27 protein-coding genes and 3 pseudogenes are annotated in these 25,973 nt (G+C 37.8%); 22 read left to right on the top strand and 8 right to left on the bottom strand.

The annotated features are described in order from the left end of the window. Nucleotides 1–126: 126 nt before the first annotated feature. On the bottom strand, nucleotides 127–579 hold the full coding sequence (locus HPY74_06610) for a hypothetical protein (GenBank protein NSW90336.1): 453 nt from the start codon (nucleotides 577–579) through the stop codon (nucleotides 127–129). Nucleotides 580–830: 251 nt separating this feature from the next. On the opposite strand from HPY74_06610, the gene HPY74_06605 reads away from it, so the two are divergent. Next, complete coding sequence (locus tag HPY74_06605; GenBank protein ID NSW90335.1) at nucleotides 831–1,058, top strand: hypothetical protein; 228 nt, start codon at nucleotides 831–833, stop codon at nucleotides 1,056–1,058. Between the two features lie 15 nt (nucleotides 1,059–1,073). Here the strand turns inward: HPY74_06605 and HPY74_06600 are convergent, their stop codons facing one another. Then, nucleotides 1,074–2,198: a transposase gene (locus HPY74_06600; protein NSW90334.1), complete on the bottom strand. Its 1,125-nt coding sequence runs from the start codon at nucleotides 2,196–2,198 to the stop codon at nucleotides 1,074–1,076. A 24-nt stretch (nucleotides 2,199–2,222) separates the two neighbouring features. Next, a complete protein-coding gene (locus HPY74_06595) occupies nucleotides 2,223–2,528 on the bottom strand; it encodes a hypothetical protein (GenBank protein NSW90333.1) in 306 nt (101 codons plus the stop codon). A 275-nt stretch (nucleotides 2,529–2,803) separates the two neighbouring features. Between HPY74_06595 and HPY74_06590 the strand changes: the two are divergent. From HPY74_06590 to HPY74_06530, 13 genes and pseudogenes are all read left to right on the top strand, one after another. Continuing rightward, nucleotides 2,804–3,220: pseudogene (locus tag HPY74_06590) on the top strand (GTP pyrophosphokinase). 334 nt (nucleotides 3,221–3,554) lie between these two features. Beyond that, the gene (locus tag HPY74_06585; GenBank protein ID NSW90332.1) at nucleotides 3,555–4,148 is read left to right on the top strand and encodes a type IV toxin-antitoxin system AbiEi family antitoxin domain-containing protein; all 594 of its coding nucleotides are present in this window, start codon (nucleotides 3,555–3,557) and stop codon (nucleotides 4,146–4,148) included. Then, the gene (locus HPY74_06580) at nucleotides 4,145–4,432 is read left to right on the top strand and encodes a nucleotidyl transferase AbiEii/AbiGii toxin family protein (GenBank protein ID NSW90331.1); all 288 of its coding nucleotides are present in this window, start codon (nucleotides 4,145–4,147) and stop codon (nucleotides 4,430–4,432) included. Before HPY74_06585 ends, HPY74_06580 begins: the two co-directional genes overlap by 4 nt. Beyond that, nucleotides 4,432–4,593 (top strand): hypothetical protein, encoded by a 162-nt coding sequence (locus tag HPY74_06575; protein ID NSW90330.1) that lies wholly within the window; start codon nucleotides 4,432–4,434, stop codon nucleotides 4,591–4,593. Before HPY74_06580 ends, HPY74_06575 begins: the two co-directional genes overlap by 1 nt. A 319-nt stretch (nucleotides 4,594–4,912) precedes the next feature. After that, the gene (locus HPY74_06570; GenBank protein ID NSW90329.1) at nucleotides 4,913–7,192 is read left to right on the top strand and encodes an AAA family ATPase; all 2,280 of its coding nucleotides are present in this window, start codon (nucleotides 4,913–4,915) and stop codon (nucleotides 7,190–7,192) included. Then, a pseudogene (locus tag HPY74_06565) lies at nucleotides 7,182–7,690 on the top strand (DNA adenine methylase). Before HPY74_06570 ends, HPY74_06565 begins: the two are co-directional and overlap by 11 nt. 561 nt (nucleotides 7,691–8,251) lie before the next feature. Further along, a pseudogene (locus tag HPY74_06560) lies at nucleotides 8,252–8,761 on the top strand (secretion protein F). A gap of 58 nt (nucleotides 8,762–8,819) precedes the next feature. Then, on the top strand, nucleotides 8,820–9,062 hold the full coding sequence (locus HPY74_06555; protein NSW90328.1) for a type II toxin-antitoxin system Phd/YefM family antitoxin: 243 nt from the start codon (nucleotides 8,820–8,822) through the stop codon (nucleotides 9,060–9,062). Then, complete coding sequence (locus tag HPY74_06550) at nucleotides 9,059–9,433, top strand: type II toxin-antitoxin system death-on-curing family toxin (protein NSW90327.1); 375 nt, start codon at nucleotides 9,059–9,061, stop codon at nucleotides 9,431–9,433. The genes HPY74_06555 and HPY74_06550 overlap by 4 nt, the downstream gene beginning before the upstream one ends. Before the next feature lie 70 nt (nucleotides 9,434–9,503). Then, nucleotides 9,504–9,878, top strand: coding sequence for a DUF3848 domain-containing protein (locus HPY74_06545; GenBank protein ID NSW90326.1), 375 nt, complete (start codon nucleotides 9,504–9,506; stop codon nucleotides 9,876–9,878). Between the two features lie 380 nt (nucleotides 9,879–10,258). Then, nucleotides 10,259–11,302, top strand: coding sequence for a hypothetical protein (locus HPY74_06540; protein ID NSW90325.1), 1,044 nt, complete (start codon nucleotides 10,259–10,261; stop codon nucleotides 11,300–11,302). Nucleotides 11,303–11,317: 15 nt separating this feature from the next. Beyond that, the gene (locus HPY74_06535; GenBank protein NSW90324.1) at nucleotides 11,318–11,731 is read left to right on the top strand and encodes a GNAT family N-acetyltransferase; all 414 of its coding nucleotides are present in this window, start codon (nucleotides 11,318–11,320) and stop codon (nucleotides 11,729–11,731) included. A gap of 8 nt (nucleotides 11,732–11,739) precedes the next feature. Then, on the top strand, nucleotides 11,740–12,636 hold the full coding sequence (locus HPY74_06530; protein NSW90323.1) for a hypothetical protein: 897 nt from the start codon (nucleotides 11,740–11,742) through the stop codon (nucleotides 12,634–12,636). 127 nt (nucleotides 12,637–12,763) lie between these two features. Here the strand turns inward: HPY74_06530 and HPY74_06525 are convergent, their stop codons facing one another. After that, nucleotides 12,764–13,495 (bottom strand): TIGR02206 family membrane protein, encoded by a 732-nt coding sequence (locus tag HPY74_06525; GenBank protein NSW90322.1) that lies wholly within the window; start codon nucleotides 13,493–13,495, stop codon nucleotides 12,764–12,766. 181 nt (nucleotides 13,496–13,676) lie between these two features. On the opposite strand from HPY74_06525, the gene HPY74_06520 reads away from it, so the two are divergent. Further along, nucleotides 13,677–15,419 carry an ABC-ATPase domain-containing protein gene (locus HPY74_06520; protein ID NSW90321.1) on the top strand — a complete coding sequence of 581 codons (1,743 nt, stop codon included), beginning with the start codon at nucleotides 13,677–13,679 and terminating at the stop codon, nucleotides 15,417–15,419. Here the strand turns inward: HPY74_06520 and HPY74_06515 are convergent. Then, nucleotides 15,404–15,850, bottom strand: coding sequence for a sensor histidine kinase (locus HPY74_06515; protein NSW90320.1), 447 nt, complete (start codon nucleotides 15,848–15,850; stop codon nucleotides 15,404–15,406). The genes HPY74_06520 and HPY74_06515 overlap by 16 nt on opposite strands. 109 nt (nucleotides 15,851–15,959) lie before the next feature. Between HPY74_06515 and HPY74_06510 the strand changes: the two genes are divergently transcribed. The 3 genes from HPY74_06510 (at nucleotide 15,960) to HPY74_06500 (ending at nucleotide 19,365) form a co-directional block, all read left to right on the top strand. Next, nucleotides 15,960–16,307: a hypothetical protein gene (locus tag HPY74_06510; GenBank protein ID NSW90319.1), complete on the top strand. Its 348-nt coding sequence runs from the start codon at nucleotides 15,960–15,962 to the stop codon at nucleotides 16,305–16,307. Nucleotides 16,308–16,430: 123 nt separating this feature from the next. Further along, the gene (locus tag HPY74_06505; GenBank protein ID NSW90318.1) at nucleotides 16,431–17,393 is read left to right on the top strand and encodes an alpha/beta hydrolase; all 963 of its coding nucleotides are present in this window, start codon (nucleotides 16,431–16,433) and stop codon (nucleotides 17,391–17,393) included. A gap of 616 nt (nucleotides 17,394–18,009) precedes the next feature. Further along, nucleotides 18,010–19,365 (top strand): 2-isopropylmalate synthase, encoded by a 1,356-nt coding sequence (locus HPY74_06500; protein NSW90317.1) that lies wholly within the window; start codon nucleotides 18,010–18,012, stop codon nucleotides 19,363–19,365. Between the two features lie 62 nt (nucleotides 19,366–19,427). Here HPY74_06500 and HPY74_06495 read toward each other — a convergent pair whose 3' ends face one another. Next, nucleotides 19,428–19,775, bottom strand: a complete 348-nt coding sequence (locus HPY74_06495) for a cupin domain-containing protein (protein ID NSW90316.1) — start codon at nucleotides 19,773–19,775, stop codon at nucleotides 19,428–19,430. 274 nt (nucleotides 19,776–20,049) lie between these two features. Between HPY74_06495 and HPY74_06490 the strand changes: the two genes are divergently transcribed. Continuing rightward, nucleotides 20,050–20,637, top strand: coding sequence for a flavin reductase family protein (locus HPY74_06490; protein NSW90315.1), 588 nt, complete (start codon nucleotides 20,050–20,052; stop codon nucleotides 20,635–20,637). A 138-nt stretch (nucleotides 20,638–20,775) separates the two neighbouring features. On the opposite strand, the gene HPY74_06485 is transcribed toward HPY74_06490, so the two are convergent. Further along, nucleotides 20,776–21,564 carry a type II deoxyribonuclease gene (locus HPY74_06485; protein NSW90314.1) on the bottom strand — a complete coding sequence of 263 codons (789 nt, stop codon included), beginning with the start codon at nucleotides 21,562–21,564 and terminating at the stop codon, nucleotides 20,776–20,778. 426 nt (nucleotides 21,565–21,990) lie between these two features. Here HPY74_06485 and HPY74_06480 point away from each other — a divergent pair, with 426 nt between their 5' ends. From HPY74_06480 to HPY74_06470, 3 genes are all read left to right on the top strand, one after another. Beyond that, nucleotides 21,991–22,188 carry a hypothetical protein gene (locus tag HPY74_06480; protein NSW90313.1) on the top strand — a complete coding sequence of 66 codons (198 nt, stop codon included), beginning with the start codon at nucleotides 21,991–21,993 and terminating at the stop codon, nucleotides 22,186–22,188. A gap of 32 nt (nucleotides 22,189–22,220) precedes the next feature. Beyond that, on the top strand, nucleotides 22,221–23,396 hold the full coding sequence (locus tag HPY74_06475) for a citrate transporter (protein ID NSW90312.1): 1,176 nt from the start codon (nucleotides 22,221–22,223) through the stop codon (nucleotides 23,394–23,396). A 111-nt stretch (nucleotides 23,397–23,507) separates the two neighbouring features. Next, nucleotides 23,508–24,590 carry an undecaprenyldiphospho-muramoylpentapeptide beta-N-acetylglucosaminyltransferase gene (locus tag HPY74_06470; GenBank protein ID NSW90311.1) on the top strand — a complete coding sequence of 361 codons (1,083 nt, stop codon included), beginning with the start codon at nucleotides 23,508–23,510 and terminating at the stop codon, nucleotides 24,588–24,590. Between the two features lie 43 nt (nucleotides 24,591–24,633). On the opposite strand, the gene HPY74_06465 is transcribed toward HPY74_06470, so the two are convergent. Beyond that, nucleotides 24,634–25,761, bottom strand: coding sequence for a hypothetical protein (locus HPY74_06465; protein NSW90310.1), 1,128 nt, complete (start codon nucleotides 25,759–25,761; stop codon nucleotides 24,634–24,636). Nucleotides 25,762–25,973 lie beyond the last annotated feature (212 nt).

Raw genomic sequence — 25,973 nt, 5'->3', positions numbered from 1 at the left:
TAGTGACGCTAGCCTCATACTCCGCAAGCTGAGGGAGGAAAGAACATTGGAAAGCCGTATGAGGGAAAACTTCACGTACGGTTTGATGAGAAGGGGCAGGTGGCCACCTGTCCTTTACTCTACATATCAGGCACTTAATTTGTCCCAAATGGTTGTTGCTACTGGATCTGTGACATCATTTACCTGTTTACTTTTAAGGTCTTTTGATGTTACATTAATAATGTAAACAACATTATTAACTTTAATTTGCACAAAATCCTGTAAGAAGATTACAGGTTTCACCAACTGTATTGAGGTTATTCTGAATTTGCAATATTTGTATGAATATGAATGAAAAAAACATTGCAGAGAAATAACCTTCAAGCTTCTTAGGGTCACGTGCCTGCACTTTTTCAAAGTTAAGGTGTTGCTTGATATCTCTGAAGAAGGTTTCGATATCCCAAACGACTTAAGATACTTTTTAACAATACCCTGAGCAGGAGTATCAAGCATATCAGTTATAATAAACCTGGTATTTTGAAAGGTGACGTTATAGCCGTTTTTGACAATCGCCAACTTAACTTTGCCAATACCAGGCATATAAACTTCAATTGCTTTGATGTAAAATCTTGTACTGGGATAGTATATGAGTAACCATACTTTTTAAGTGTAGTCAGCATGGCTATTGTTAATTTTCAAAATGGATCCCTGCTAAAAATATATCAAATATGGTTTACATAATATAGCTGTAAATGTGTAAGTGCTCAATAAGCTGGGGTAAATTACCTTTGCTACGTCAAAACATATAAGCGATAATAAATTATAAGATTATAACAGAGAGGTAATAGGGCATGGATATCGGAACCAAGTTGAAAAATATGATTGAAAGACTAAGAAATGTTGATACAAATAATCCCGAGGAAGTAAAAAAAACTCTTATTGATAGTATCAAATTATTCAAAAAAGAAGTTCCCAAGGTTGAAAGATTGGAGCGTAACGCCATGCGATTAAAAAAGCTGTTAGATCATTTGAAAGAAACTAAAGGCTTGAAGGCATGGCAAAAGGGCGTATTTCGTTAAAACGGATGGGTTTCTTTATGAACATACGCTTTTTTGCCTTATCAAATCCGCAAGTCTTAGAGTCTGTGTTTTACCGGAGAATATGTCCTTTATGTAATCAAAAAAGCTTACCCCCAGTTTTTTGCAGGTTGCTGATATGGTCAGGTAATTCTCCCATGCTGTGGTTCCCTCATTGGTTTTTGTACCACAGCTCACCTTGCGTTTTACAACAATCTCTCTAAGGCCATTTTCCGATAAATTGTTGTGCAGAGGAATTTCCGGATGTTCCAGCACTGTAAGTAACTGAGACCGTTTGGCTCTGGTCAACTCAATCCTCTCATCCAACATATCATAGCCTGTCTTTGTACTGAACAGTTTCTCAAATTTATCATAAAGTTCATTCTTATAGGCCTCGGAGGGAGATTCCTTATATTTTTTCAACTCTTTATAGAACGAGCTGATTTTGACTTTGAACTCTGCCACTAACTCCTTATTGCGATCAATAAAAGGAATAAGCTTTTTATAATGCCTGTACTCATACACCCAGCATAATCCTCTTATATCGGTAACCTTGTCAAATTGTGGAACATCATCGCTTACAAGTATATCGAAGAAAGCTACTTTCCCTGTACCATTGGAAACTATGGATTGTACAGTTTCTCTATTTTTATTCCTGTTTACAAAATAGACCGAATAATAAGGATTGCACATAATTTGTGCATAGCAGTTTACACCATCTACACGAAAGCCGGTATCATCCGTCTGCTGGTATTTTGTACTCTTGAGACCTGCCATGTAAATTTTCGACTTCTCTTTTGTAAGCACATCTGCTTTCTCTTTAATCAGAATATTGGATAGCGTACCTTCGGAGATTGAAATGCCAAATTCATTTAAAAACTTGACTATCTTGTTTTCCGTTACACGATAGTCAAAATACAAGGTTGCACACAAGGCCTTGAGATTAGGCCCAAACTCTGTATCTATTACTTCTTCCGGTAGCTCAGCGATATACGCCTTGTGTAAAGATGGAGAGTAGTACTTTTCACGCTTGTAAAGTACATTATCCGTTTTAATCACAACTTCCTGTACCGTAATTTCCTCGTAACCTTTGAATTCAGCATCCTGTGGCAGTTTACTTTTATCTATCTTTATTATCTCCACACGGTCTATTTTAATTTTTCCCTTTTAGGAGGATTTGGACCAGTTTTTCTTAGACTGTGGTTCTATCGTGTCCGTATCGTTTTTTACAGCCTCCTGAGTAGTGCTTTTTTTACTAGGTTTTATATCAGGTGTACCTTTCTCACCTTTAAGCGTATTTACTTCGTTTTTATAACTTTGGGCTATTCTGTACATTTCAATATATTTGCAGTAAAGTTCCTCATAGCCGTTCAATACCAGTTCCATTGTCTCTTTGACAAAAGGTGCATTATTGAAGTCAATTTCATCTATGTTTATTTTTCCTATCAAACCCGATCGATATTCAAAATCCATTATTCACATCCACCATATCTATCAACATAATATTCTTTTGCTTATATTATCCTATGTTTCACATGATATGGCAAATGTAATTTATTATAATTTACTATAAACTGTAAATAGCTTTACCCCATGATATTGAGCACTTACGCGAAATATGAGTTGGTAGATTATTGTACTTTATTCAGAATGGATATTCAAATTAAGTAGTGGTTGCGCTTGCTGCACATTTATAAAAAAAGAAAATTTAATGAACTTGGTAAAATAGAAGAGGGGGAGGCAGTGAAATGTTGAATAAACCAATAGAGATAGCTAATCGTGCTCATTCCGAGCAAGTTGATAAAGGTGGAGAACCGTACATCCTTCATCCGCTTAGGGTGATGTTGTCCAGGAAAAATGAACTGGAAAGAATATGTGCTGTACTACATGATGTTGTTGAGGATTCGGATATTACCTTTGATGATCTTAGAAAAGAGGGATTTTCAGAGGAAGTAATCACTATTCTGGATTGCCTGACAAAGCATGCTGACGAAAGCTATGACGAGTTTATAAACAGAATACTAACAAATGAAACCGCTTGCCATGTAAAGCTTGCGGATTTGTGTGACAATATGGATTTGACAAGAATTGAAAATCCTACAGAGCAGGATAATGAAAGAATAAAAAAATATGTCAAAGCCGCTGAACGAATTTCAGATGCTTTGCCAATGCCGGATGGAATAAAAAATGAGCGGGTTATAAAAATTAATGGATGTGTATCTATCCAGCCATGCATGACCCACGATGACTTCCTGGAAAGGTTCATTCGTTTTGTAGAGAGTCATGGGTGGTATTTTGGTGGCGGTACAGAGGATGTTACAGATAAAGAATAAATGGGCAATTGAATATGAAAAAGCAGATACAGAAATGGGCCCATCAGGTCACGTTAAATGTGGCTTGATGGCAATTTTTGTTTAGTCAATAATATTTTGTTGTTTACTTTTATGCTAAAGTTGGATACAATATTAGCATAAAAGTAAAATAGAGTAGGTGAGCTAATTGAGTTACATGGAAAAACTCATAAAGATAATTGAAGAAAGTGATGGACTTATTTGCACAAAAGACATAGTAGCAGAAGGCATTCCCAAAATTTATCTGTCACAGCTTGTGGAAAAAGGTAAGCTTGAGAGAATAGCCTATGGAGTATATTTGACTCCCGATGCATTGGCTGACAAAATGTACTATCTGCAGCGCAGGAAACCGGCTATTGTATTTTCCCATGATACTGCGCTGTTTTTACATGATCTCTCTGATAGGGATCCATTAATCTACAGTGTAACCGTTCCAATTGGTTATAACACAAAGAATATCAAAGATGAAGGCTTGATAGTATTTTCGATCAGGAAGGAGCTTTATGAAGTAGGTTTAACAACTTTGACCACACCTTTTGGCAGAAGTGTTAAGGCTTATAATATGGAAAGGACGGTTTGCGATATGATTAGGAGCCGCAGTAAAATGGACATTTCAATTTTAACCGACGCTTTAAAACGGTATGCCAAGCGCATGGATAAAAATATTCCTAAACTTATGGAATATGCAGAAACCTTCAAAGTAACCAAGCTTCTCAGAAATTATATGGAGGTGCTGTTATGAAGACCGCTACTCAGTTAAAGGCATTAATTCGCAATCTGGCAAAACAGAAAAATATTGATGCGCAAATACTCCTCAGAAACTATATACTCGAAAGATTGCTCGAGCGCATTTCTTTGTCGGACTATAAAAACAACTTCGTTTTAAAGGGTGGAATGCTCGTTGCAGCGATGGTCGGGCTCGATGCCCGTTCGACCATTGATATGGATACGACAATAAAAGGTTGGCCGGTCACTGCGGAAGCGGTTCAAATAGTAAAGTTGATGTTTATAGGACTTTCAAAATAATGGCAAGCATACTTTCCCACGTGTTTTCTTTTAAGCGTTTTTCGCCGCTCGAAGCATGTGGAGTGCATAGTTCTGATAAAACGTGCCGAAAGCCGCATGAAATAAGGCTTTCTGGCGATTTTGAAAGGCAGTTTTTGAAGGGTAAAAACGATGATAATTAATAATAAAAACTCGATTATTTTTAAAATGATCGGGTTTTTACTTTTATAAAATAAACAACCATAAAAGTATTAATAGCCTGACTGAATTTTCTTTGATAAATATGGGGATATAGCTCGCCAGGAAAGCACGAATGATATTCTGAAAAATTAGCCGAAAAAAAGTCTTTTAACAAGTTTACCAAAATTTATGATATAATTATGTCTATAATGGGAAGTTGTAGAGAGCTTAAACATCCATAGCATGGCATTTATGAACCTAACCGCATTTTGTGTGCTTAAGATCGAAATAGTTCTTTTGAAATAATTTGGGGGTTTTTTAGTGGTTGATACTGTCAAGCAGTTGCGGATTTTTATTGCTTCATCTGGCGATTGCATATTGGAAAGAGAAGCAGTGCGGCGTGTTTGTAACGAAGATCATACTATATTAACTATCTGCAGAGCAAATCATATTTCTTTGGACGTATTTGGTTGGGAAGACGTATGTTCTAATATTGGGCGCCCCCAATCCATCATTAACGTGGCCGTGGAAAAATTTAATCCTGACTGGTTTGTTTTTATTTTTTGGCACCGCTTTGGCAGCGACGCTGGCTTGGGTATGACCGGTACAGAGGAAGAGTGGAACTTGGCGCGGCAACTGAACGAAAAGGGTGGAGGCCACCCCAGGGTTAGTATCTTTTTTAACAAAAAAAGTGCCCCGCCTCATGAGCAAGATGATTACCAACTTGAGGCTTTAAGGCGTTTTCGAGAAGCAATTTTTAATGAGTACCAGGCTCTAGCTTGTTTTTTTGATGGAACGAGGGATTTTGAGAAAAAATTCCAGGCACACTTAACAGATATCCTGCTGAACCTTGGTGGGGGACATCGTGAAATTACAATTGATCGATTACGGCAGGAACTTTTGCTAGCTTCAAACGTACTGTTGAATTATCAAAGAACCCTTATGGACGGACGACAGATAGAGCGCCTAGAATTCCTAGAATTCACGGAATTGCTTCAACGCATCGAGGAATCAGAACACTCCACCACTTTGGTCCTGGGCAGTCCTGGTTCAGGTAAATCATCCTTGCTTTCAACCCTTGCCCACCATTTAAAGGAAAAAGGCATGCCCGTGCTTGCAATCAAAGCCGACACGCTGAGCACGGACGTCAATACGGTTGAAGATTTACGAAAAGTGTTAGACCTAAGCTTAGATGTTAGAGATGGTGTCTTGGCCCTGGCTGAGAGGGAAAAAGTCGTCGTGATCATAGACCAGCTCGACGCAGTCTCCGAGTTACTCGACCGCAAGTCGGGCCGTTTAAACGTATTGTTAAACCTCATCCATAATCTTTCTGGTCAAAAAAGTGTACACATCATAGCGTCTTCACGCGAATTCGAATGTCGCCACGATGTCAGGCTAAACAGCGTCAACGCTGAAAAAGTAACCTTGGAACTCCCGGCCTGGGGACAAATTGCCTCTATCCTAGAACAGGCGGGGCACGAAACTAACGGCATGAGTGACGAGCTAAAGGAGTATCTAAGTCTAAGAACCAGGCAAGTAAAAGCGGAAGAAGAACGTGCTTTCCCAGGATCGGCTGATTGTGATGGCGGTGTTTCAGGTGGGTGGATCGGTCCCCGGTTAAAGGCTGATGAGATGGCTAAAGCCTCCGATGGCGAATTAATGAATTTATTCAATCAGTTGCCAGACGGAACTCAGTGGGATAACCCCAAGCGTCGATGGGAGGATTTTTCCCGCAGCGGTGGCTCGGTACAGCAGTCGAGGGAGTTTAGGGAACTGGCAAAGATTGATCCACATCGCGCCGTCCGCTTGATTGCCAGTCTTGAGCCCGGCCGGCATGAAACCTATGCCGGTGCTGGCTTAGATGGTCTGGCTGAATCAGGCTTACCGCTTAATGAGCTAACTACTGTGGTTGAAAACCTGGACAAAAGGGGATTTTCTTCAGGACATTTTCGTGAGGGAGCGGCGTCAGCTTTTGAAAAACTGGCTGGACGTGAAAATAGTCTTCCTGAGGAAGTTTTATCACTACTTGAAAAGTGGGTGGCAGAACACCCGGAACCTAATTGGCCCGAAATGAATGAACCCAAAGAGGAGAAAGCAAAAGAAATCAAAGGATCAATTCTATTCGGGACGGGTGGTTTATTCTTCTTACCCCACGGCCGTGGCACCATGTTACGTGCCATTACAGCAGGATATCTCGAACGCCAACCACCTGATTACAACAATTGGGCACGTATCGTCAAGAGCAGGCTACGTTATGAAAAGCATCCTAACGTATGGGCATTGACCATGATGCATATGCCTGTACTGTTCAATGGTGATCCAGAAGAAGCTACACGTATGTACGACGCAGTTATTAGGACTTGCCCCCAGGTCCTTGAAAAACAGGTCGCTTTCTATTCCATCGCCCGCGTGATGCCCTGGTGCTGCCCAAATGAAATATTGCACGAGTGGTTAGATAAGATAAAGGCATGTTCTTCCGACCTTAACCGTCAAGCTTATGGTGAAATGCTGTTCCTTTACCACTGCCATTACCGGGACTCCTGGTCATCGGACCGCATTATGAGCATCCTATCGGAGAGGGATGACTGTAAGATACATTGAGGTCTTTGGCGGCGGCGGTTGGGTACTCTTCGGCAGGAAACCGGATACAAGCATGGAGGTCTATAATAACTATAACACCGACCTTGCCAATTTGTTCCTGTGCGTAAAAGAACGCCCCTTTGCTCTGCTTAAGGAACTGAATTTTCTGCCGCTAAACGGTAGAGATGAGTTTGCCGCATTGAAAAAATACTTGCTCAAGGAGAAATTCACCAATAATACTTAAACGAGGAACTGGAACTGGCGCAGATCTATCTGATCGAGCCGCAGTTTGAGGAAATCAAATCGATCCTCATTGAAAACGCGACCATGTCGGACGTAAAACGCGCCGCCGCCTTCTTCAAGCTGATCCGCTACAGCTACGGCAGCGGCTGCACCTCTTATAGCTGCCAGCCCTTTGATATCCGGAAAACCTTCCACCTGATATGGTCGGGAAGCCGCAGGCTTAAGGATACGGTCATCGAGAATAAAGACTTTGAGGCGTTGATCCTTCAATTTAATCTACTTTCAAGTTCTTTTAACCCTTTTTCTGTCTCTAGTAAATGCTCATTTAATGTTTTATGTTCTGCATCAAAATGAGCTTGATTGTATTTAATAACTATCTTTTTTTCTGTACCATATATTTTTTATTTGTTACATAAATTTTTGTATCATTAAATACATCACCCTTATCAGTAACATACTGCTTATATTGATCCAGGCTTATTTTTAATAATTCCTTATAGTTGGACGGTTTTAGTTTATTTATAAATTTTAAATTACATTGATAATAGTATTCAATATTATTTTTTATTTTTTTATATATATAAATGCATTTTTACCTCCTGAACGACTTACTAATAGTAGTCATATTAATCATAATTACATTATATAGGTTCTATATATAGTTATAAAACTCTTTATATAATATAATTACTGGGTAAAATTACAGGGTTCTACAATTAAATTGAATATATAGTAATATTCTCATGTCGTAGATTACCTATAAATGCTATCTTTCAAGAAAGTATTATTTGAATAGTTCCTAGTTTAATTTTAGATAACTTGTAAACTACCGTGCGGCTCGCCGTGCTGATCTATTTCAAGGAAACCAGAAAAGCGGATGAGCAGCTGAAGGTCAAACGAGAGCAGATCGAAAGCGAACTGCCAAGGTTTGTGGCGACCATCGAACAGTCGTTGAAAAGCAGCCGCGATGTGCTGTCCATTCTGGAGAATTTTAAGAAAAACGCAGGCACTGCTTTTGCAAGTGAACTGGACATCGTGACTGCAGACATACGCTCATCAAGTTACGAGGCAGCACTCACGCGGTTCGAGGCAAGGCTCAATTCACCGCAACTCTCTGATGTAGTGCGCGGACTCATTGGTGTGCTGCGTGGCGATGACGGTGCGATTTATTTTCAGATGCTCGCCCACGATTTTAAGGTGCTGGAGCTGCAAAGACTCAAGGGTGAGGCGCAGAAGATACCGCCCAAAATCCGGATTTTCTCCTTCATCATGCTGATGTGCTTCCTGTTTACCTATCTCGACATCATCGGCTATGAGATCATCAAGTCCCTCGGCGGGATGTTTTGAATAAAATAGGTTGAATTTATCCTATTTCTATGTATAATAGAAGTAGGAGGTGCTATGAATGAATATCAACACAAACAGCCTTGTATCCATTACCGAGGCCAATCAGAATTTTTCCAAGGTGGCGCGCTTGGTTGATGAGAATGGTGTTGCGGTCATTTTGAAAAACAATGTGCCGCGTTATATTATCATAGAGTTCAGCGAATTTCAGGCGGAGGAAATGGCAGTTGACGAGGATGTGAAAAGTATAGCCCGCCGCCTGATTGCAAAGCACCGGACGGCGTTTGAGGAACTGGCTAAATGAAAAGATTAAGCATCCCACAAATCGTGATGATGCACAGCGCGTTGATCAAGGAAACCGGAGGATTGGACGGGATTCGTGACGAGAACCTGCTGGACTCGGCGGTCAACGCTCCATTTCAGACCTTTGGCGGTGAATATGTATATAAAACACTGGAGGTGAAGGCGGCGCGTTTGGGGTATTCCATCGTAAAAAATCATCCCTTTGTAGATGGCAATAAGAGAATCGGAATGCTTGCCATGCTGGTTTTTCTGGAGATCAATCGCATCGAGCTAACCTGTTCGGATCAGGATATTATTGAAACCGGCTTAAAGCTTGCCGCCGGCGAGATGGATGATAAGCAACTCTTGGAGTGGATTCTACGGCATAATTAAAGAATGTGCATGGCGAAAAAGAGCGGATGACCTCCGTTCTTTTTTTGTTATGCTGAAAGGAGGTCTTCTGATGAACGAACAGGATTTGAAACAAAAGCTGCTGGAAAAGCCGGACACAAACTATAATTCCTGTGTTCAGGAATGGTTGGCACTTGATCCCACGGAAATGATCGAAAAGGCAGGGAAAATCGCCGCCACCAGCCTGGTCTACAAGGAATTGAGAAATGGCGGATGCAATGCCGATTATCTGGAATATCTGCTGCGCTTTCAAAACCCGCTGGAGGTGGTGCGGGACCAGTGGCTGAACGAGCAGGGCACTGTTTTGAACGAGGATATGGGGCATGTCCTCTGGACGCTTGCCGACACAAGGAATGCCGAACAAGACTACGAGCTGGGCGAAGCCTTCCGGGAACCCGGACAGGACGAGGGGGTGCGGATGTGTTAGAAAAGTTGGGCAATAAACGCGGAGAAGGGTATATCGATGTGGCTGTGTTATTGAATTTTAAAAATTGACAACAAAGAAAAAATATGAAATAATAATATATATTTATTGAAATGAGGCGCGACGATGATTTTAAAGTAATCTCAAATTAACTGATAATAGGTTAAATAGTCCGGTTGTACGGGCTTTGATTTGTTGTCGGAATTTGGATTGCTTAATCGAATTTATTCGGTTTGTCATTGGTTGCGCTATAATTATATCCAAAGGTATATCCAAAGGGGCTTCTGTATTCTTTTGGGTAAATAACGCAATAAGTAACTCCATTTTCGGCGATCAATTAATCGTTTAAAAATGGAGTTTTTTATTTTGGGAGGAATTTAGATATGAATATGATTCGTGCAGCAGAATTGCTGATTGAAAAAATCAAAACAGACTACAAGGATGACATTGCATTGGTAGTCATTATGGGTTCGTATATTTATGGCGAAACGCACAGTAGATCAGATTTAGATATGTTTTTTGTACCTAATACTGAACGTGGATACAATCTTGGTTTTACATTCGTTCTTGATGGAGTTGGCTTTGATTATTGGCCGATTTCATGGGAACGACTGGAGCATATTGCAAACTTTAATGAGAAAACCACATCTATCATTACGGAGGGAAAGGTACTTTATTATTCATCCGAAGCAGATATTGAGCGATTTAATCAGATTAAGCAAAAAGCGCTTGATACAAGAGACAGGAGAAAGTTTATCCATAAAGCAAGCGATAAGTTAAATGAAGTATATAAAGACTATTGGGGGCTTCTAAATGCACACACCATTTCGGACGGTCGCATATATGCCATTGGCATTATTTATACCGTAACCTATGCACTTGCGCTATTGAACAGAATTACAGTAAAAAGAGGCCGTGGGAAACTAAAACAAGAAATACTGAATATGCCGCTTGTACCGGAGGGCTTTTCGGAACTGTATGATACAGTGTTTACCGACAGTGATATTGATATATTCAAAAAAGCATACGGACAACTGATACAAAACACAGAAACCCTTATTTTACGAGAGAAAGAAAAGATTTGTGAAGCAGTTTCCTTTACGGATGCTCTAAGTGGGTTTTATGAGGAAATGATAAACTTTTACAATAAAATTTATCATGCCTGTGAAACACATGATGCAGTTACAGCTCTGTTCGCAAGCGCAGAATTAACTAATGAGATTGAGCAAGCCCTAAAAGACACAGGTGTATCATCAACTCAGTTACCCGACTTAGTTGGCGCGTTCGACCCCAATAATCTGGAACCGCTTGTATCGGCAGCGCAAAATCATCAAGTGAAATTTGTTGAGCTGTTGACAACCAACGGGGTAAAGATCAGGCAGTTTATCAGTTTTGATGAATTGAAAAATTACTTAATCACGTTATGATAGGAGAAATTTGTTATGGAACAAAACATTTATAAAACTTGCAGACAGGAAGGTATTGTCAGAGACGAAGTGTTTATGAACGGTAAATACCATGACCGGTTATTGTTTGGATTGACCGCAAAAGAATATTACGGAATGTGCCCAAATTTCAGAAAAGACTTAACAACTGTAATCAAGGCTCCTAATGGTGATTATGCCTGCTTTGCCGGGATGTGGTTCGATGAGATAAATAAGTATGCTTATCTCGAGCCGCTTGCGACTGTTCCCGAATATCGCAGGATAGGACTTGCCACAATTGCACTTACCGAAGCAATGAAGAAAATAAAGGCACTCGGTGCAACTTATTGCTTTAGCGGCGTACCTGAATTTTATACCGCTATCGGTTTTGAAACAATCTGTCACCGTAAAATGTGGAAAAAGGAGTGGTGAAGAAGAATATGGACAAAGTATATTTAGATATACTTACTTATTTTATCCTTAAAACATATGGCTTGAATTTGCTTAGTATTGCGCCTGCCAAGCGTGGGTTCTTTGGAGAAACATGGAGCGCTGTTACGCAGGATAGTAAGTTCTTTGTTAAAATTGATTATTGGGATTATCATAAGGCAATTTATAAAAAAAATTTTTCCATCATTGATTATATAACACGAAACGGAATCGATTATATACCGAAAATTATAAAAACAAAAAGCGGTGATCTATTTTGTGACTTTAATGGCGGTATAATGGGCATTTTTGAGTTTGTTGAGGGAGAAGACACCGAGGATTATCCTATTGACAAACTCTTTGAAAAGCTTGCACCAATCTATAATCTACCAACAGATAATTTATCACTTGAAAAAGAAACCTTTGATTCTGATGTGGTAGTAAAGTATAAGGAACTATACAGCAAACTTGTCTTGCAGGCTTCCAAAATATCAAAACAGGTTGCTTTGTTACTTGCAGACAAAACGAAATTACTTGAACATTATGCAATGCGACTGCAAATATTCTCTGACCGTTGTAAAACTAATTTTGATGGATTCCACATCACTCATGGAGATGCGGGTGGTAACTGTATAATAGATGGAGAAAAACTGACGATTGTGGACTGGGATTATCCTAAACTTTCTCCAATTGAGCGAGATGCATGGTTTTTTATATGGGATAAAAAACAAACAGACACTATAAATACGGTTTTGAAAAATCACGGTATAGATTATCAATTGAATTCCAACCGATTTTGTTATTATTGCTATTACTCGTTTTTCTACTACTTGACAGAGTATCTGAACTCGTATTTTTATGCAAAGTCGGATGATGAAAAGCAAGCTTTAGTCGTCAGATTAAACTAGTGATACTGTATACTTATCAACACTATTAATATAAAGCATTCCTAAGTGGAAATTTGTACCTGGCAAAACCATAAGCAGTAACTATAAGCATATTAAGAATACTCAATGCTTGCAAAAGTTGAAAAGCTTAACTGTCTAAAGATTTCAGGTCTTTTATAAAAAATGGCATATAAAGAATACACATAATAGCTATTCCTACTATCTCAAGACCTAAAATATACCAGGGCCATGGACCTAGATAATCTATAACTGAAGGGCTGTTTGGCTTGTGGCAAAGAAATAGGTAATTTCCGCCAGTTAAAATGTTTACTGCTGATATAATCACCATGTAAATATTTGTAAATATAACAGCTTTTAATATAGATTTTTTAAAAGGTCTGAACCCTTCAACAAGAGTCATAAATAACACTGCAGTAACTACAGCACTGTGAGCAAAAAAGAAGTTAAAATATATAAAATGCGGGAAGGAATAGGGGTAAAGATCAGGGGTTATCAATGTCTGCAAGCTTCCGCCAAGTCCCCAGAAATATGTAATTTCGTATAAAAAGTAATTTTTCGAAATAAGCATTATTACAGAAAAAAACATAGCCATATCGCAAAGGTGAAGGGGAAGAGAGTAGCCGGGAGTCCAGTCACCTGTTACAACACTCCAAGTAGTATATGCAGTTTCGTTAAGAAGCAAAAAGAGAGCTAATATGTAACGGAATCTTTTCTTAAGTTTCTCCTCTTCTTTTTTCTTTTTATAATGAAATATTATGAAGAAATTTATTAATGCCAATACAATAATGGTAATAATATGAGTTGTGGAAAACAACTCAAAAGGTTCGCCATTATAATCAGGTGTAAAATAATTATTCATTTTATTCACCACTTGTTCACTATATATATACATTATATACAACTATGTTTATATATTCGCCATACAAAATGCAATATCCTTTCACAAAAATGCAATTTCTATCATAAAGATTTCTATGTTATAATAAAGCTAAAAGTTAAAGCACGAGCATTCCTAAAATGGATGAAATGGAGGAAAGTTATTGAAGAACTACACTGACCTTCGGCAAAAGCTGTATGAAATAGATGGAAGAGGTTATAAAGCTTATAAGGATATAATGGGGCAGTACAGGTACAAAGGTTACATTTTATCTATTGACCATGTCCAGGGTGACCCTTTCGCATCACCTACCAAGGCAAGGATTATTGTACCCATGGAAAATGCAGGTTTTCCACTGGAGTTGTATGACAAACCGCACAAAAATATTGCAGTATGTGATTTTTTAACGCGGGTTTTTTGGGAATCCATAAAAAAATATTACGATGGCGTTGGAGGATCCGGTAAAAGCGGAATACTCACTATTGACTACTGTGGCCAAGAGATACTTAATCGCACATCAGTAGTTATAGACAATACCAGAGTGGAAGCCCGGTTTGAAGTGGGACTTCCTGCTCAAGGCCGGAGAATTTTAGGCAGAGCGGCAGATTTTATATTTTCAAATGCATTGCCCCAAATTGTAGAAAATTCCCTTTACTACAGAAATATAGATGTAAAAAGGCTTAAAGAACAGGTAAAGCTTGCGGAAGACCAGTTTTTTATGCGGAATGAAATCAAAAAAAGAAGATTGGTGGCTTTTATAAACAATGGAGCAATACTTCCCAGGGAGAGCGGAATTTCAGATTTCCCTATGAAAAAAGGTGCTATTCCTTTTAAAAGCCCTGAAAGTCTTGAAATAGAATTGAATCTTCCCAATAAAGGCCCAATCAAGGGGATGGGTATCCCTGAAGGTGTTACTCTGATTGTGGGTGGCGGCTACCATGGCAAATCTACTTTGCTGAAAGCGTTGGAACGTGGGGTTTATAACCATATTGCCGGTGATGGAAGAGAATATGTTGTTACCCGTGACGATGCGGTAAAAATCCGGGCTGAGGATGGGCGTAAAGTGGAAAAGGTGAATATATCGCCATTTATTAATAATCTTCCCAATGGTCAGGATACAAAAGAGTTTTCTACGGATAATGCCAGTGGAAGCACATCCCAGGCGTCAAATATAATGGAAGCTCTTGAAATCGGAACCGGGCTTTTATTGATAGATGAAGATACATCAGCAACAAATTTTATGATCCGGGATGGCAGAATGCAAAAGCTGGTGGCTAAGGAAAAGGAACCCATAACCCCGTTTATCGACAGGGTTAGACAGTTATACAACGAGCATAGGGTGTCAACTGTCCTGGTTATTGGCGGGTCGGGAGATTACTTTGATGTGGCTGATACAGTTATAATGATGGATGAGTATGTTCCTAAGGATGTTACAGGAATGGCAAAGGAAATAGCCGAAACAACCCGGTATGTAAGGGAAAGTCCGGCAAGTGGAGTTTTTGGAGAAATAACCCCGAGAATTATATTAAAATCCAGCTTCCCCAAAGGTAGGAAGGGCAGGGAGATAAAATCAAAGGGGCTTCACACCGTGTTATATAATAAAACTGCAATTGATTTAAGTAATATTGAACAGTTGGTAGATACCAGCCAGACCAACTGTATTGCCGTTATGTTGATGTACTTAATCGAGAAGATTCTGGATGACAGGTTGACATTAGCTGAGGCATTAGACAAACTATATAAGGTTATTGAACAAAAGGGGTTAGATGAAATATCGCCCTATACGGGCCATCCTGGGAACCTCGCCCTTCCGAGAAAGTTAGAGCTTGGAGCTGCCATAAACCGTTACAGGGGACTTAAGGTCAAAACCAACATTGGGCAAACTCGTTTTCATTTTCGGCCCTGAGGCAATTCTACAATAAATGATGTAGTTTCATTGACATTGCTTTGGGCATATATTCTCCCATGATGTTTTTGGACAATTGCTCTGGCAATTGCAAGGCCCAGGCCGTAACCGCCGCTTTCCCTGGTACGGGAAGTATCGGAGCGGTAAAATCTCTCGAATATCTTATCAATATCTTCAGGAGGGATTCCCGGATCTGTATTTTTTACTACAATCTTTACAATCCCTCTATCACAGCTCAAAAGTACAGAAATAACACCGCCTTGGGGAGTATTTTTTATCGCGTTGTCCATCAGAATATTTATCAGACGCTCAAAGCTTTCTTTGTCGCCATTGAAAAAGATACCAGGCTGTATATTGGTTTTAAGCCGGATACCGCTTTCAAATACAGCCGCCTCAAATGACAGCAAAACACCGTTTAGGGTCTGTGTCAAATTAAAATTCCCGAAACATAACTTTAATCCTCAACAACAAAATGATAGACAGGCGGACAACTTTCCGGCAGATGGACAGAGAGTTTTTGCAGACAGGCAGGGAGAAATTTTGGATGGACAAGACGGTTTTCCGAACGTGCAAGGCGGCTTTCCGGATCAGCAGGGCGGTTTGCCTAACGTACAGGGCGGCTTGCCAGGCGGGCAAGGCAGATTTCCCAGGGGACAGGATAATTTCCCTGACGGGCAGGGCGGTTTCCCCCGGGATAATATGGCTCGGGGTAATATAAATAATAATCAGTTGCATAACGAGGGAAATACTAGTTTCAGAGGGATTTTGCAACAGTATGCGCGTCTTATGCCCATGCTAGTAGTATGTTTCTTGTTTATGGTAGCCGGTATAGTATTTGCTGCAAAATTTAAAAGGAAAAGATACTTTTCAGGGTACGCTAAACCATAATATACCACTGCATTTTATGGTAAATACAATTGAATACTGCGGTTGTATATGTTATTATATCTGCGATCTAATAATAGCACTAAATAGCACTAAAAAATGTATTTATGAGGATAGCAGGAAAAGATGAAAATGTTAACAAAAGTATTGCTGGTAATTTTTATTATTATTTTGCTTGTAGGAGATATAACCGGTAGTTTTTATTTTTACAAAGTAGCTATAGCCCGTAATACAAAAGAGTTTTTACGGGATAGTGAAGACCTGCAAGCCTCAGTCGAGATCCTATCTGTAGCCCAAATGGAACAAACTGATAGCAACTGGGTTTATGAACAGGAATTTGAAGAGGTTGAAATAACATCCTTTGACGGCTTAAAATTGCATGGGTACTATCTTGAAGCTAAAACTCCAACAAACAGGACGGCAATACTTGCTCATGGTTACTCTTCGTGGGCAAAAGCAATGGGAGTTTATGCAAAGTTTTTTTATGAAACCCTTGGATATAACATACTTATGCCCGATGCTAGAGGGCATGGCAGCAGCGAAGGCAATTATATAGGATTTGGTTGGCATGACAGAAAAGATTATGTAAAGTGGATTGAATATATTATTGACCGTGTTGGAGACAATGCGGAAATTGTCCTTCACGGGGTTTCCATGGGGGGAGCCACTGTACTTATGACAAGTGGAGAGCAGCTTCCGGGTAATGTAAAGGCTATTATATCCGATTGTGCATATACATCTGTGAAGGAACAGCTGGCATACCAATTTAAGAGAATGTATCACTTGCCTGCATTTCCTCTCTTGCAAAGCACCAGCATTCTTACAAAAATAAGGGCTGGGTACTACTTTGAAGAGGCTTCTTCATTACGGCAGGTAAGCAAATCAAAAACCCCTATCCTTTTCATACATGGAAGTAAAGATAGTTTTGTGCCCTTGGAAATGGTATACAAGTTGTACGAAAATTGCAGCAGTGAAAAGGAACTGTTTATAGTTGACGGAGCCAGCCATGGCACTGCATATAACGTTGATAAGGAAGGGTATGAGAAAAAGATTGCTGAGTTTCTAAATAAGTATGTTTGTGGTGAATAACAAGAAATACCTTCAAAAAATAATTGTAAACCTATATTTTTTATGATAAAATATAATCTATAATAGAATATAATAGAGTATAATTACGAAGTTTAATAGTTGTATTAAGAAATAAACCACAAGAACATAAATTAATTCATAACATAAACTAATAGGTTGTGAATGCTGAATTCCTGTAAAATAACTCAATTACAGGATACGGGGGAACCAATATACTGGGGTGAATCCGGTAAAGGTCTACGGTAGAAAACCGCTGGACATTCCGGTAGGGCTAATTCCTTTCGGCCCGAATCCGTCAGCTAACCTCGGAAGCTTTGAGGGGAAGGGGGAGACTTTTACCTTAAAGCGGTTTTCACAAACGGGTTAGGTGATAACCGCTTTTAATTTTAAATGATAGTCTTTGCTTTACTCTTTGTTTCTATCATGTTTTAGTCCAAAGTGATGAATTTTAAGTTTTGTATAAGATTGTTAAAAGGAGAGGCAGGTATAAAGTTCAGGTTTAAAGTTATTTTGAGAAATCCTGCTTTGTCCAATGGTCTAATTTCATAAATAATAACATGGTAAAATTTAGAAAAGGAGGTATATTGTGAACGTTAAATACAATAAATCTACAAGAATGATGGAGATAGAATTTCAATACAGAGATGTAAAGGAGGCTAATCTATTTCGCAACATATATCCGTACAATGAAGTTCCAAGATTAGTGTTTAACCATAGGATTGTTCCTATGAATATTCCTGAAAATCTCTGTATAACTGATACTACTTTTAGAGATGGACAACAGTCGCGTTCTCCGTATACTGTGGAAGAGATATGCAAATTGTTTGATTTACTGCACAAATTGGACAATGGAAGCGGCATTATTAAACAAAGTGAATTTTTTGTTTATTCAAAAAAAGATAGGGAAGCTGTAGTAAAATGCATGGAAAAGGGCTATGACTTTCCCCAGGTTACTGCGTGGATCAGGGCCAGAAAAGAAGATTTTCAATTAGTTAAAGAAATAGGTATAAAAGAAACAGGAATTCTTGTTTCTTGTTCTGACTACCATATATTTAAGAAATTGAAAATGAACAGGACCCAGGCTATGAATAGTTATTTGGAAATAGTTATAGCAGCCTTAGAAGCGGGTATTATTCCCAGGTGCCATTTTGAGGATATTACCAGGGCTGATTTTTATGGTTTTGTTCTTCCATTTGCAAATAAGTTAATGGAACTATCAAAGCAGGCTGGAATACCTGTAAAGGTAAGAGCCTGTGATACTCTGGGCCTTGGTGTAAGCATACCCGGTGTAGCTTTGCCGAGAAGTGTACCTCAAATTATTTACGGTTTAGTAAATTATGGCGAGGTCCCTTCAGAATGGCTGGAATGGCACGGACATAATGATTTTTATCGCACTGTAACCAATTCTACTACTGCCTGGCTCTATGGTGCTTCAGCTGTCAATACTTCACTGTTGGGAATTGGCGAAAGGACAGGAAACACTCCCCTAGAAGCAATGGTAATTGAATATGTACAGCTTCGGGGAAATGATGGGGGAATGAATTTAAGGGTAATAACGGAAATTGCAGAATATTTTGAAAATGAACTCAACTATGAAATACCTCCCAGGACACCTTTTGTTGGAAGAGCTTTTAATGCTACAAGGGCGGGAATTCATGCAGACGGTCTTTTAAAGGATGAAGAAATTTATAACATATTTGATACAACTAAAATTTTGGGTAAACCTCCTGTTGTCGTAGTGGATGCACATTCAGGATTAGCCGGAATTGCTGCATGGTTGAACAACTATTTTTCACTTAAAGGCGACAAGGCTATTGATAAAAGGAACGAAAAAATTGCTTTGATCAAGCAATGGATTGATAAAGAATATGAAAATGGCAGAACTACTGTTATTGGTGATGCAGAGATGGAATTCCTTGCCAAGCAGTATTTCCCCGAGCTGCTTTCAATGAGACAGAGCAGAGTTGAATAAGAAGCCCAAGTGCTTGGCAGTTATTATGCCAAGCAAGGGGTTTTAATAAGTGTCAATTTAATTTAATAAAGAATAATCACAGCCATCAGTTCGAGGATTTCATTACCGGCGTTTGCAATTGAATGCATAGCTCCTCCACCCGTAAGTAATGCATCCCCCGGATTAAGCCGGCTTATTTTCCCATTGTCGTCCACTGTTGCAGTACCCTTCAGGATATAGAATATTTCTTCTTCATTAACATGCTCATGAGGACCTATTGAGCAACCGGGTTCCAATGTGATTTTTGCAAAAAGCCTTGATTTCCCTTTCAATTCATCCTGCTTAAATATATGGCATATTTCAACATCACCGTTTCCGCCTCTCATCCGGTTCCTTATTTCCTTTACCATTTCATCGCTTCTTTTTATCATGGAAAATCACCCTCTCTTTTAAATCATTCATTTTTTTATTATTTAAATTAAAAACTTACTTTTTAGTATTTCTACATAAAACTTATAAATCCTCTAAGTATAAAAAAATAATGTATAAATAAGTATGTAATACTTAATTTATACGGGCGCATTTTATTTTTATGAAGAAAATGCTTCCATTTATACTGAACATTGAAATTCGGTAATTAATAAGTTATGATAAAACTTATAATAAACATATTATAATTATTATAGAAAAGATGGAGGAACTCAAATGGCAAAGCAGGTTTGGAAACCATCGGCAATTCTAAATCCGGTACCGGTGGTAATGGTTACATGTATGGGAAAGAATGAAAAGCCTAATATTATAACCCTTGCATGGGTGGGAACTGTCAATTCCAAACCTCCCATGGTGTCAATTTCAGTACGGAAAGAGCGTTATTCTTATCAATTAATAAAAGAAACAGGCCAGTTTGTAATCAACCTGACTACTGAAAAGTTAGCTTTTGCTGCAGACTATTGCGGAGTAAAATCAGGCCGTGATGTAGATAAGTTTGATGCTATGAAACTTACTGCTGAAAAAGCCTCTAAAGTAGACGTACCGCTTATTGGAGAAAGCCCGGTGAACATTGAGTGTGTAGTAAGAGATGCTATTGAGCTTGGCTCCCATGTTATGTTTATAGGAGAAATTGTTGCTGTTAATGTAGACGAGAAGTTGCTGGACAAAAATGGGAAGCTTTGTCTTGAGAAAGCGGGGCTTATATGCTTTTTGCATGGAGAATACCGGAATTTGAAACAATCCCTTGGATATTTTGGTTTCTCAGTGACCAAAAGAAAGAATCTCAAACATAATCGGAAGTAAAAGATAGATATGAAAAAATTATTATATGGTGTATCGCGTTCATTAAGTCAAAAAAGAAAATACATGTCACTTATATCTGGAAAGTAAAGTCTGTCTGGGACAAGGGAAAGAAGCAACTACATAATAGTAAGGTCTTATTTAACCCCACAATTTTTTATACATACCATTTCCATAGAACTTAATTAAGCCTAAATCTCTCAATTCTTGAAGATTTCTTCTTATACTATCTCTAATAGTATTGTTATTTGGAAAAGCTTCGGCAAAAACACTTTCATAAGCATATACGTCAGATAGTGAAAACTCATTTTTATTTATTAAGTTAATAACTTTAAATGTTTTCTTTTGCCAATTATTGAAATTACTTGTTAATAGTTCTGTATCCACATGTAAAACGCTATCCGCCTCAGTATGTTCATTTATATTGAAACCTAGTATTTTAGGCGAATAAATATTTTCTAAAATAGATTGTATCCTATTAATTATGTTTTCGTTAACTTCTCCTGTATTTTCTTTTTGGCAAATAGTTTTAAAATCATTGACTGTTTGATTTACTAAAATATAATCATTGATAAAAATGCCATACTCTGTATTTCTTTCAAATCCTGCCGAAGTAAGATTTGATGAAGTTATTATTGTATACTTATCATCAAAAATATAAATCTTAGCATGAAGTGTCTGACAATTATATACCTTATCTTTATTTTTTATTGGGATTTTAAAAGCTTCAATATCTGAAGATTTATTGTAAAAATTAGGTAAACTAAAATTAGAAATTATTTCTACTTTTGTATAAGGTCTTTTATTACAATATATTTTATTTATTATAGGTTCCTTTATATAGGGAGCACATAGCCGAATTTTATTTTTGCTATCTGTAACTAAATTAAAAAACCTATCACCTATAGGTTCGCTTATTATTTCAACCACTGTTAAACATCACCTTGCTCATAAAAATACTAATTTATTTGCAATTAAACTAAGTTTTTCATTTAAATATCATAACACAATTGAATTATAACACATATTGTTATAATATTGTAAGAATAATTTTAGTTTTTATCTTATTATTCTTCATTTTTCTGTTCTACACATGCACTTCATACCTTTCTTTACAAACATAGTCTCTTATATACTTATCCAATAGATAAAAAGAAGTTAATAAAGCTCCTTTATAATGAAAAGATTACAATACTCCTCGCGGCCGTATTTCTCTTATCTGTATGATAGATTATATGTGATAGCTTTAAAAATAACAGGAAATTTAAAATTGAAAACAGAATTACAGTATGCTAAAATTTATCTGTTTTACAAACTAAAAATCTAAGATATATTCTTGTTGAGAGGAGAATTCTTATGAATATTGGAATTGTTACACGGAGTTTCAAAAATATGACGACCCAGGAAGCAGCTGAAACTATGGTAAAGCATGGGTTTAAGTGTACTGAGCTCTGTTTTTCCCAAAAAGATTGTAATTATTGGGTATATAACGGAACGTCGGATATTTCGGACTTGACAAATCAAAGGGTTTCTGAAATTGTCAAGATAGTTTAGTGATATGATTTGATGGTGAGTGAAATAAGTTTATGGAAAGTAAAATAATAGAAAAGGTTAATAAAGTAAATTTGCTTAATGTATTTACACAATTCATAAAATCGCAAGTCGTGCTTTTATGTGCGAGTTTAGTTGCGCTTATTTCTTGCTTTTTTGTCCATCCTTCCCTTAATTATCTAAAATATATTGATACCAAGGTGATTCTTTTACTTTTATGCCTAATGCTTGTAATAAGTGGCTTTATAAAGTTGAACTTATTCTCGGCAGCTGCCGTATGGCTCTTAAAAAGAACAAAGAATACAAGGGAACTGGCCTTAGTACTGATAGCTTTGTGTTTTTTCTCATCCATGCTTATTACAAATGATGTAGCTCTCATTGCGTTTGTACCATTTACACTGTCTGTGTTATTTTTATCCGGAAAAGAGAAATTCGCTATTGGGATAATCACGTTACAGACAGCGGCAGCTAATATTGGAAGTACCATGACACCTGTTGGTAATCCTCAGAACTTATACCTATATTCTTTTTACAATATAGTTCCTGCCGACTTTTTTACTGCCACGTTACCAGTAGTTGTTATTGGAGGTTTGCTTGTCTTTACCTGTATACTTGCTATAAAAAATGAGCCAGTAGATGTAACTGGCTTAGAAATTGTAAAGATTAGTAACACAAAGGAATTAGTTTTGTATTCTGCTCTTTTTCTATTAACTTTGTTATCAGTGTTCAATATAGTAAACTATGTTATAGCTTCGGTGTTGTTAATGGTAATAGTATTTATAGCAGATAAAAGATTGTATAAGCAAGCAGATTATTCTTTACTTCTAACATTTATATGCTTCTTTATTTTTGTCGGTAATGCTAGAAATATGCCTGATGTAATAAACATTCTGGGGAAACTTATTTCTGGCCGTGAAATGTTAATTACAATATTAATAAGTCAATTTATTAGCAATGTGCCAGCTGCTGTAATGCTTTCCGGGTTTACCAATAATTATTCGGGTTTGCTTGTAGGTGCAAATATAGGTGGAATGGGCACTCTTGTTGCCTCTCTTGCAAGTCTCATTTCTTTCCGGATATATTGTAAGAGTAATGGTTCAAAACCTGGTAAGTACCTTTTGGTTTTCACCATTGTAAACTTTGCTTTACTCGCTATTATGGTTATTTTATTCATACTATTTAAGCAATTTAAAGTTATAAGCCTAGAGTAGAAATACCGTGATATAATTTTGGAGTAAAATACTGTGATATAATTAAAATGTGAAAATATAATTTAATAGATTAAGTTGTATTATTTATAGAGTTAGGAGAGGTTGAAGGAAGTGGCAAAGATTATTTTAACAGGCGGCGGTACTGCCGGTCATGTTACGCCCAATATGGCACTTATCCCTGAATTAAGGAAATTAAATTTTGATATTTATTACATAGGTACTAAAACAGGAATTGAAAAAAAACTTATTGAGGATATGGAAGTTGAATATTTCCCTATTACTGCGGGTAAATTGAGAAGGTATTTTGATCTTGAAAATTTGACAGATACAGCACGGATTCTAAAAGGTTTGTGGCAGTCTATGAAGATAATAAGGAAAATAAAGCCGGACATTATATTCAGTAAGGGAGGCTTTGTAGCAACGCCTGTAGTATGGGCAGCTTACTTATCTAAAATTCCTATTGTCATCCATGAATCAGATATAACACCCGGGTTGGCAAACAGGTTGTCTATTCCCTTTGCTGATAAAATATGCTATGCTTTCCCGGAAACAGCGAAGTATGTTGATAAGTATGTTAAAAAGAATAAAGCCTGTATGACAGGTATACCCATAAGAAATGAGTTGTTTACCGGAGATGCAAATGTGGGCAGGAAGATGTGCAGTTTTACGGCGGAAAAACCGGTATTGCTTATTATGGGCGGCAGTCAAGGATCCAGGTTTATAAATGACGTAGTAAGGGCAGGATTAAAGGAACTGCTGTTTGCATTCCAGCTATGCCACATATGCGGGAAAGGAGCTGTTGACAATACTCTTCTTGGTTTGAAAGGATATAAACAGTTTGAATATGTAACTAAAGAACAGCCCCATTTGTTTGCAATGTCGGATGTGATTGTATCGAGGGCCGGAGCTACAACCTTGTTTGAGCTTCTGGCATTAAAAAAGCCTAATCTTCTTATACCATTATCAAAGAGGGCAAGTAGAGGTGACCAGATATTAAATGCAGAGTCGTTTAGAGAAAAGGGATTTAGTTATGTTTTGCGGGAAGAAGATTTAAATCCTTCTGTTCTACTGGAAACTGCTTTAAATGTTTATAAAGAAAGAAGAGCAATAATCAATAGGATGAAAGCCAGCAATTTGGGAAATGGGACCATGAAGGTTATTGAAGTGATTTTGGACCAGTTAGGAAAACAATGACATGGCAAGGTGAACTTCAGGGACACGTCCTGGATATTTATTTTTAATCGGCAAATTCCAGCAATCTTTTGCGGAAGTGCATATAGTTTTCAAAACTTACTTCTTCAGGCACACCATGGTCACATACAGGGATATATCCCCCTCTTTTCTTCATAATTGGGACTATGTTGTCCACCATTTTGTCTATGGCATCCTTCCCCTGGGCAAGTACCCTTTTATCCATACCCCCTCTTATCAGCAAATCGGGATAATTTCTTGAAACCCTTACAACATCACAGCCTGAAGCAACTTCAAAAGGACTCATGTAATCCATCCCGATTTCTTTATAAACCGGTATAACAGGCTCCGCAAAACCGTCAGTATCTACCTGTATATATAAATGACGGCTTTTATCTATCTGGCGTGACTTAATATTAGCAATAAGCTGCTGATAATATGGAAAGAGGAATTCTCTCATCATATCAGGAGAAATAAGGGGGCCACCATTGTAACAGATATCTTCTGCTATAAAAAATTCATCCAGTGTTAAATATTCCTGGTGTTTTGCTATAACTGCGTCGGCGAGTTCAAGCCAGGTTTTCATACAATCATAGATTAATTCAGGGTCGTCATAAAATTTATATAATAAATCTACAGGCCCTATAAGGCTTCTTAGATACATATAGCCTCCTATAAGGTTCTGTACGATTATCATGCCTTTTTTGGCACATTCTTTTGCTTGCTCTACCTTTTTTTCCAAATCCGTATACCTGCCGGGTGTTTTAGGATCAAGACGCCATTTGCAGTTTTCTTCCCAGGTTTTCATATCTTTTACCGGATGGTCCAGGTATTCAGGCATAAACCCACTCCTGCGTCCCTTGAAATACAGCACATGCCGGCCGGCATGGTCTTGAACAACCTCATGTTCTCCCCTGTCTTCAATTATTTTAACATCAAAAGGTGGATAAAACGCGGCTTCACACCATCCCAGACCACCAAGACTATAACTTCCGGGTTCATCATAACCAAAAAGCTCTGCAAGGTTTGTGTTGTCATCTATATAGCCTTCTCTTTTCCATCTATCCAGGGAATAAAATCCGAATTCACACTGATAAATTGGAGCATCAGGCTTTTTTTCATAGAAGTCGCGGAGTTTTCTTGCCCCTGGATTCATACTCTCTCTTGGCACCATAGCATGTATTCCATCATATAAACTTTTGCTATCCAAAAATACCACCCCGAAAAAACAATCATTAATCTTTTATCTTTTTAAATTTTAAAATGTTTTTCGCTTTTTCTATCATATATTATTTTATCTTAATATATATAATAGTACTTATTCCTGCAAAATCAAATGTTAAATCCGGTAAAAAATATATACTTTACGGCAATTATAAGGTATAA

Source organism: Bacillota bacterium (assembly GCA_013314855.1).
In the GTDB taxonomy this organism is placed as follows: Bacteria; Bacillota; Clostridia; order Acetivibrionales; family DUMC01; genus Ch48.
Note: the sequence above shows the minus strand (reverse complement) of the source record. Positions and strands in the feature narration are given on the sequence as shown.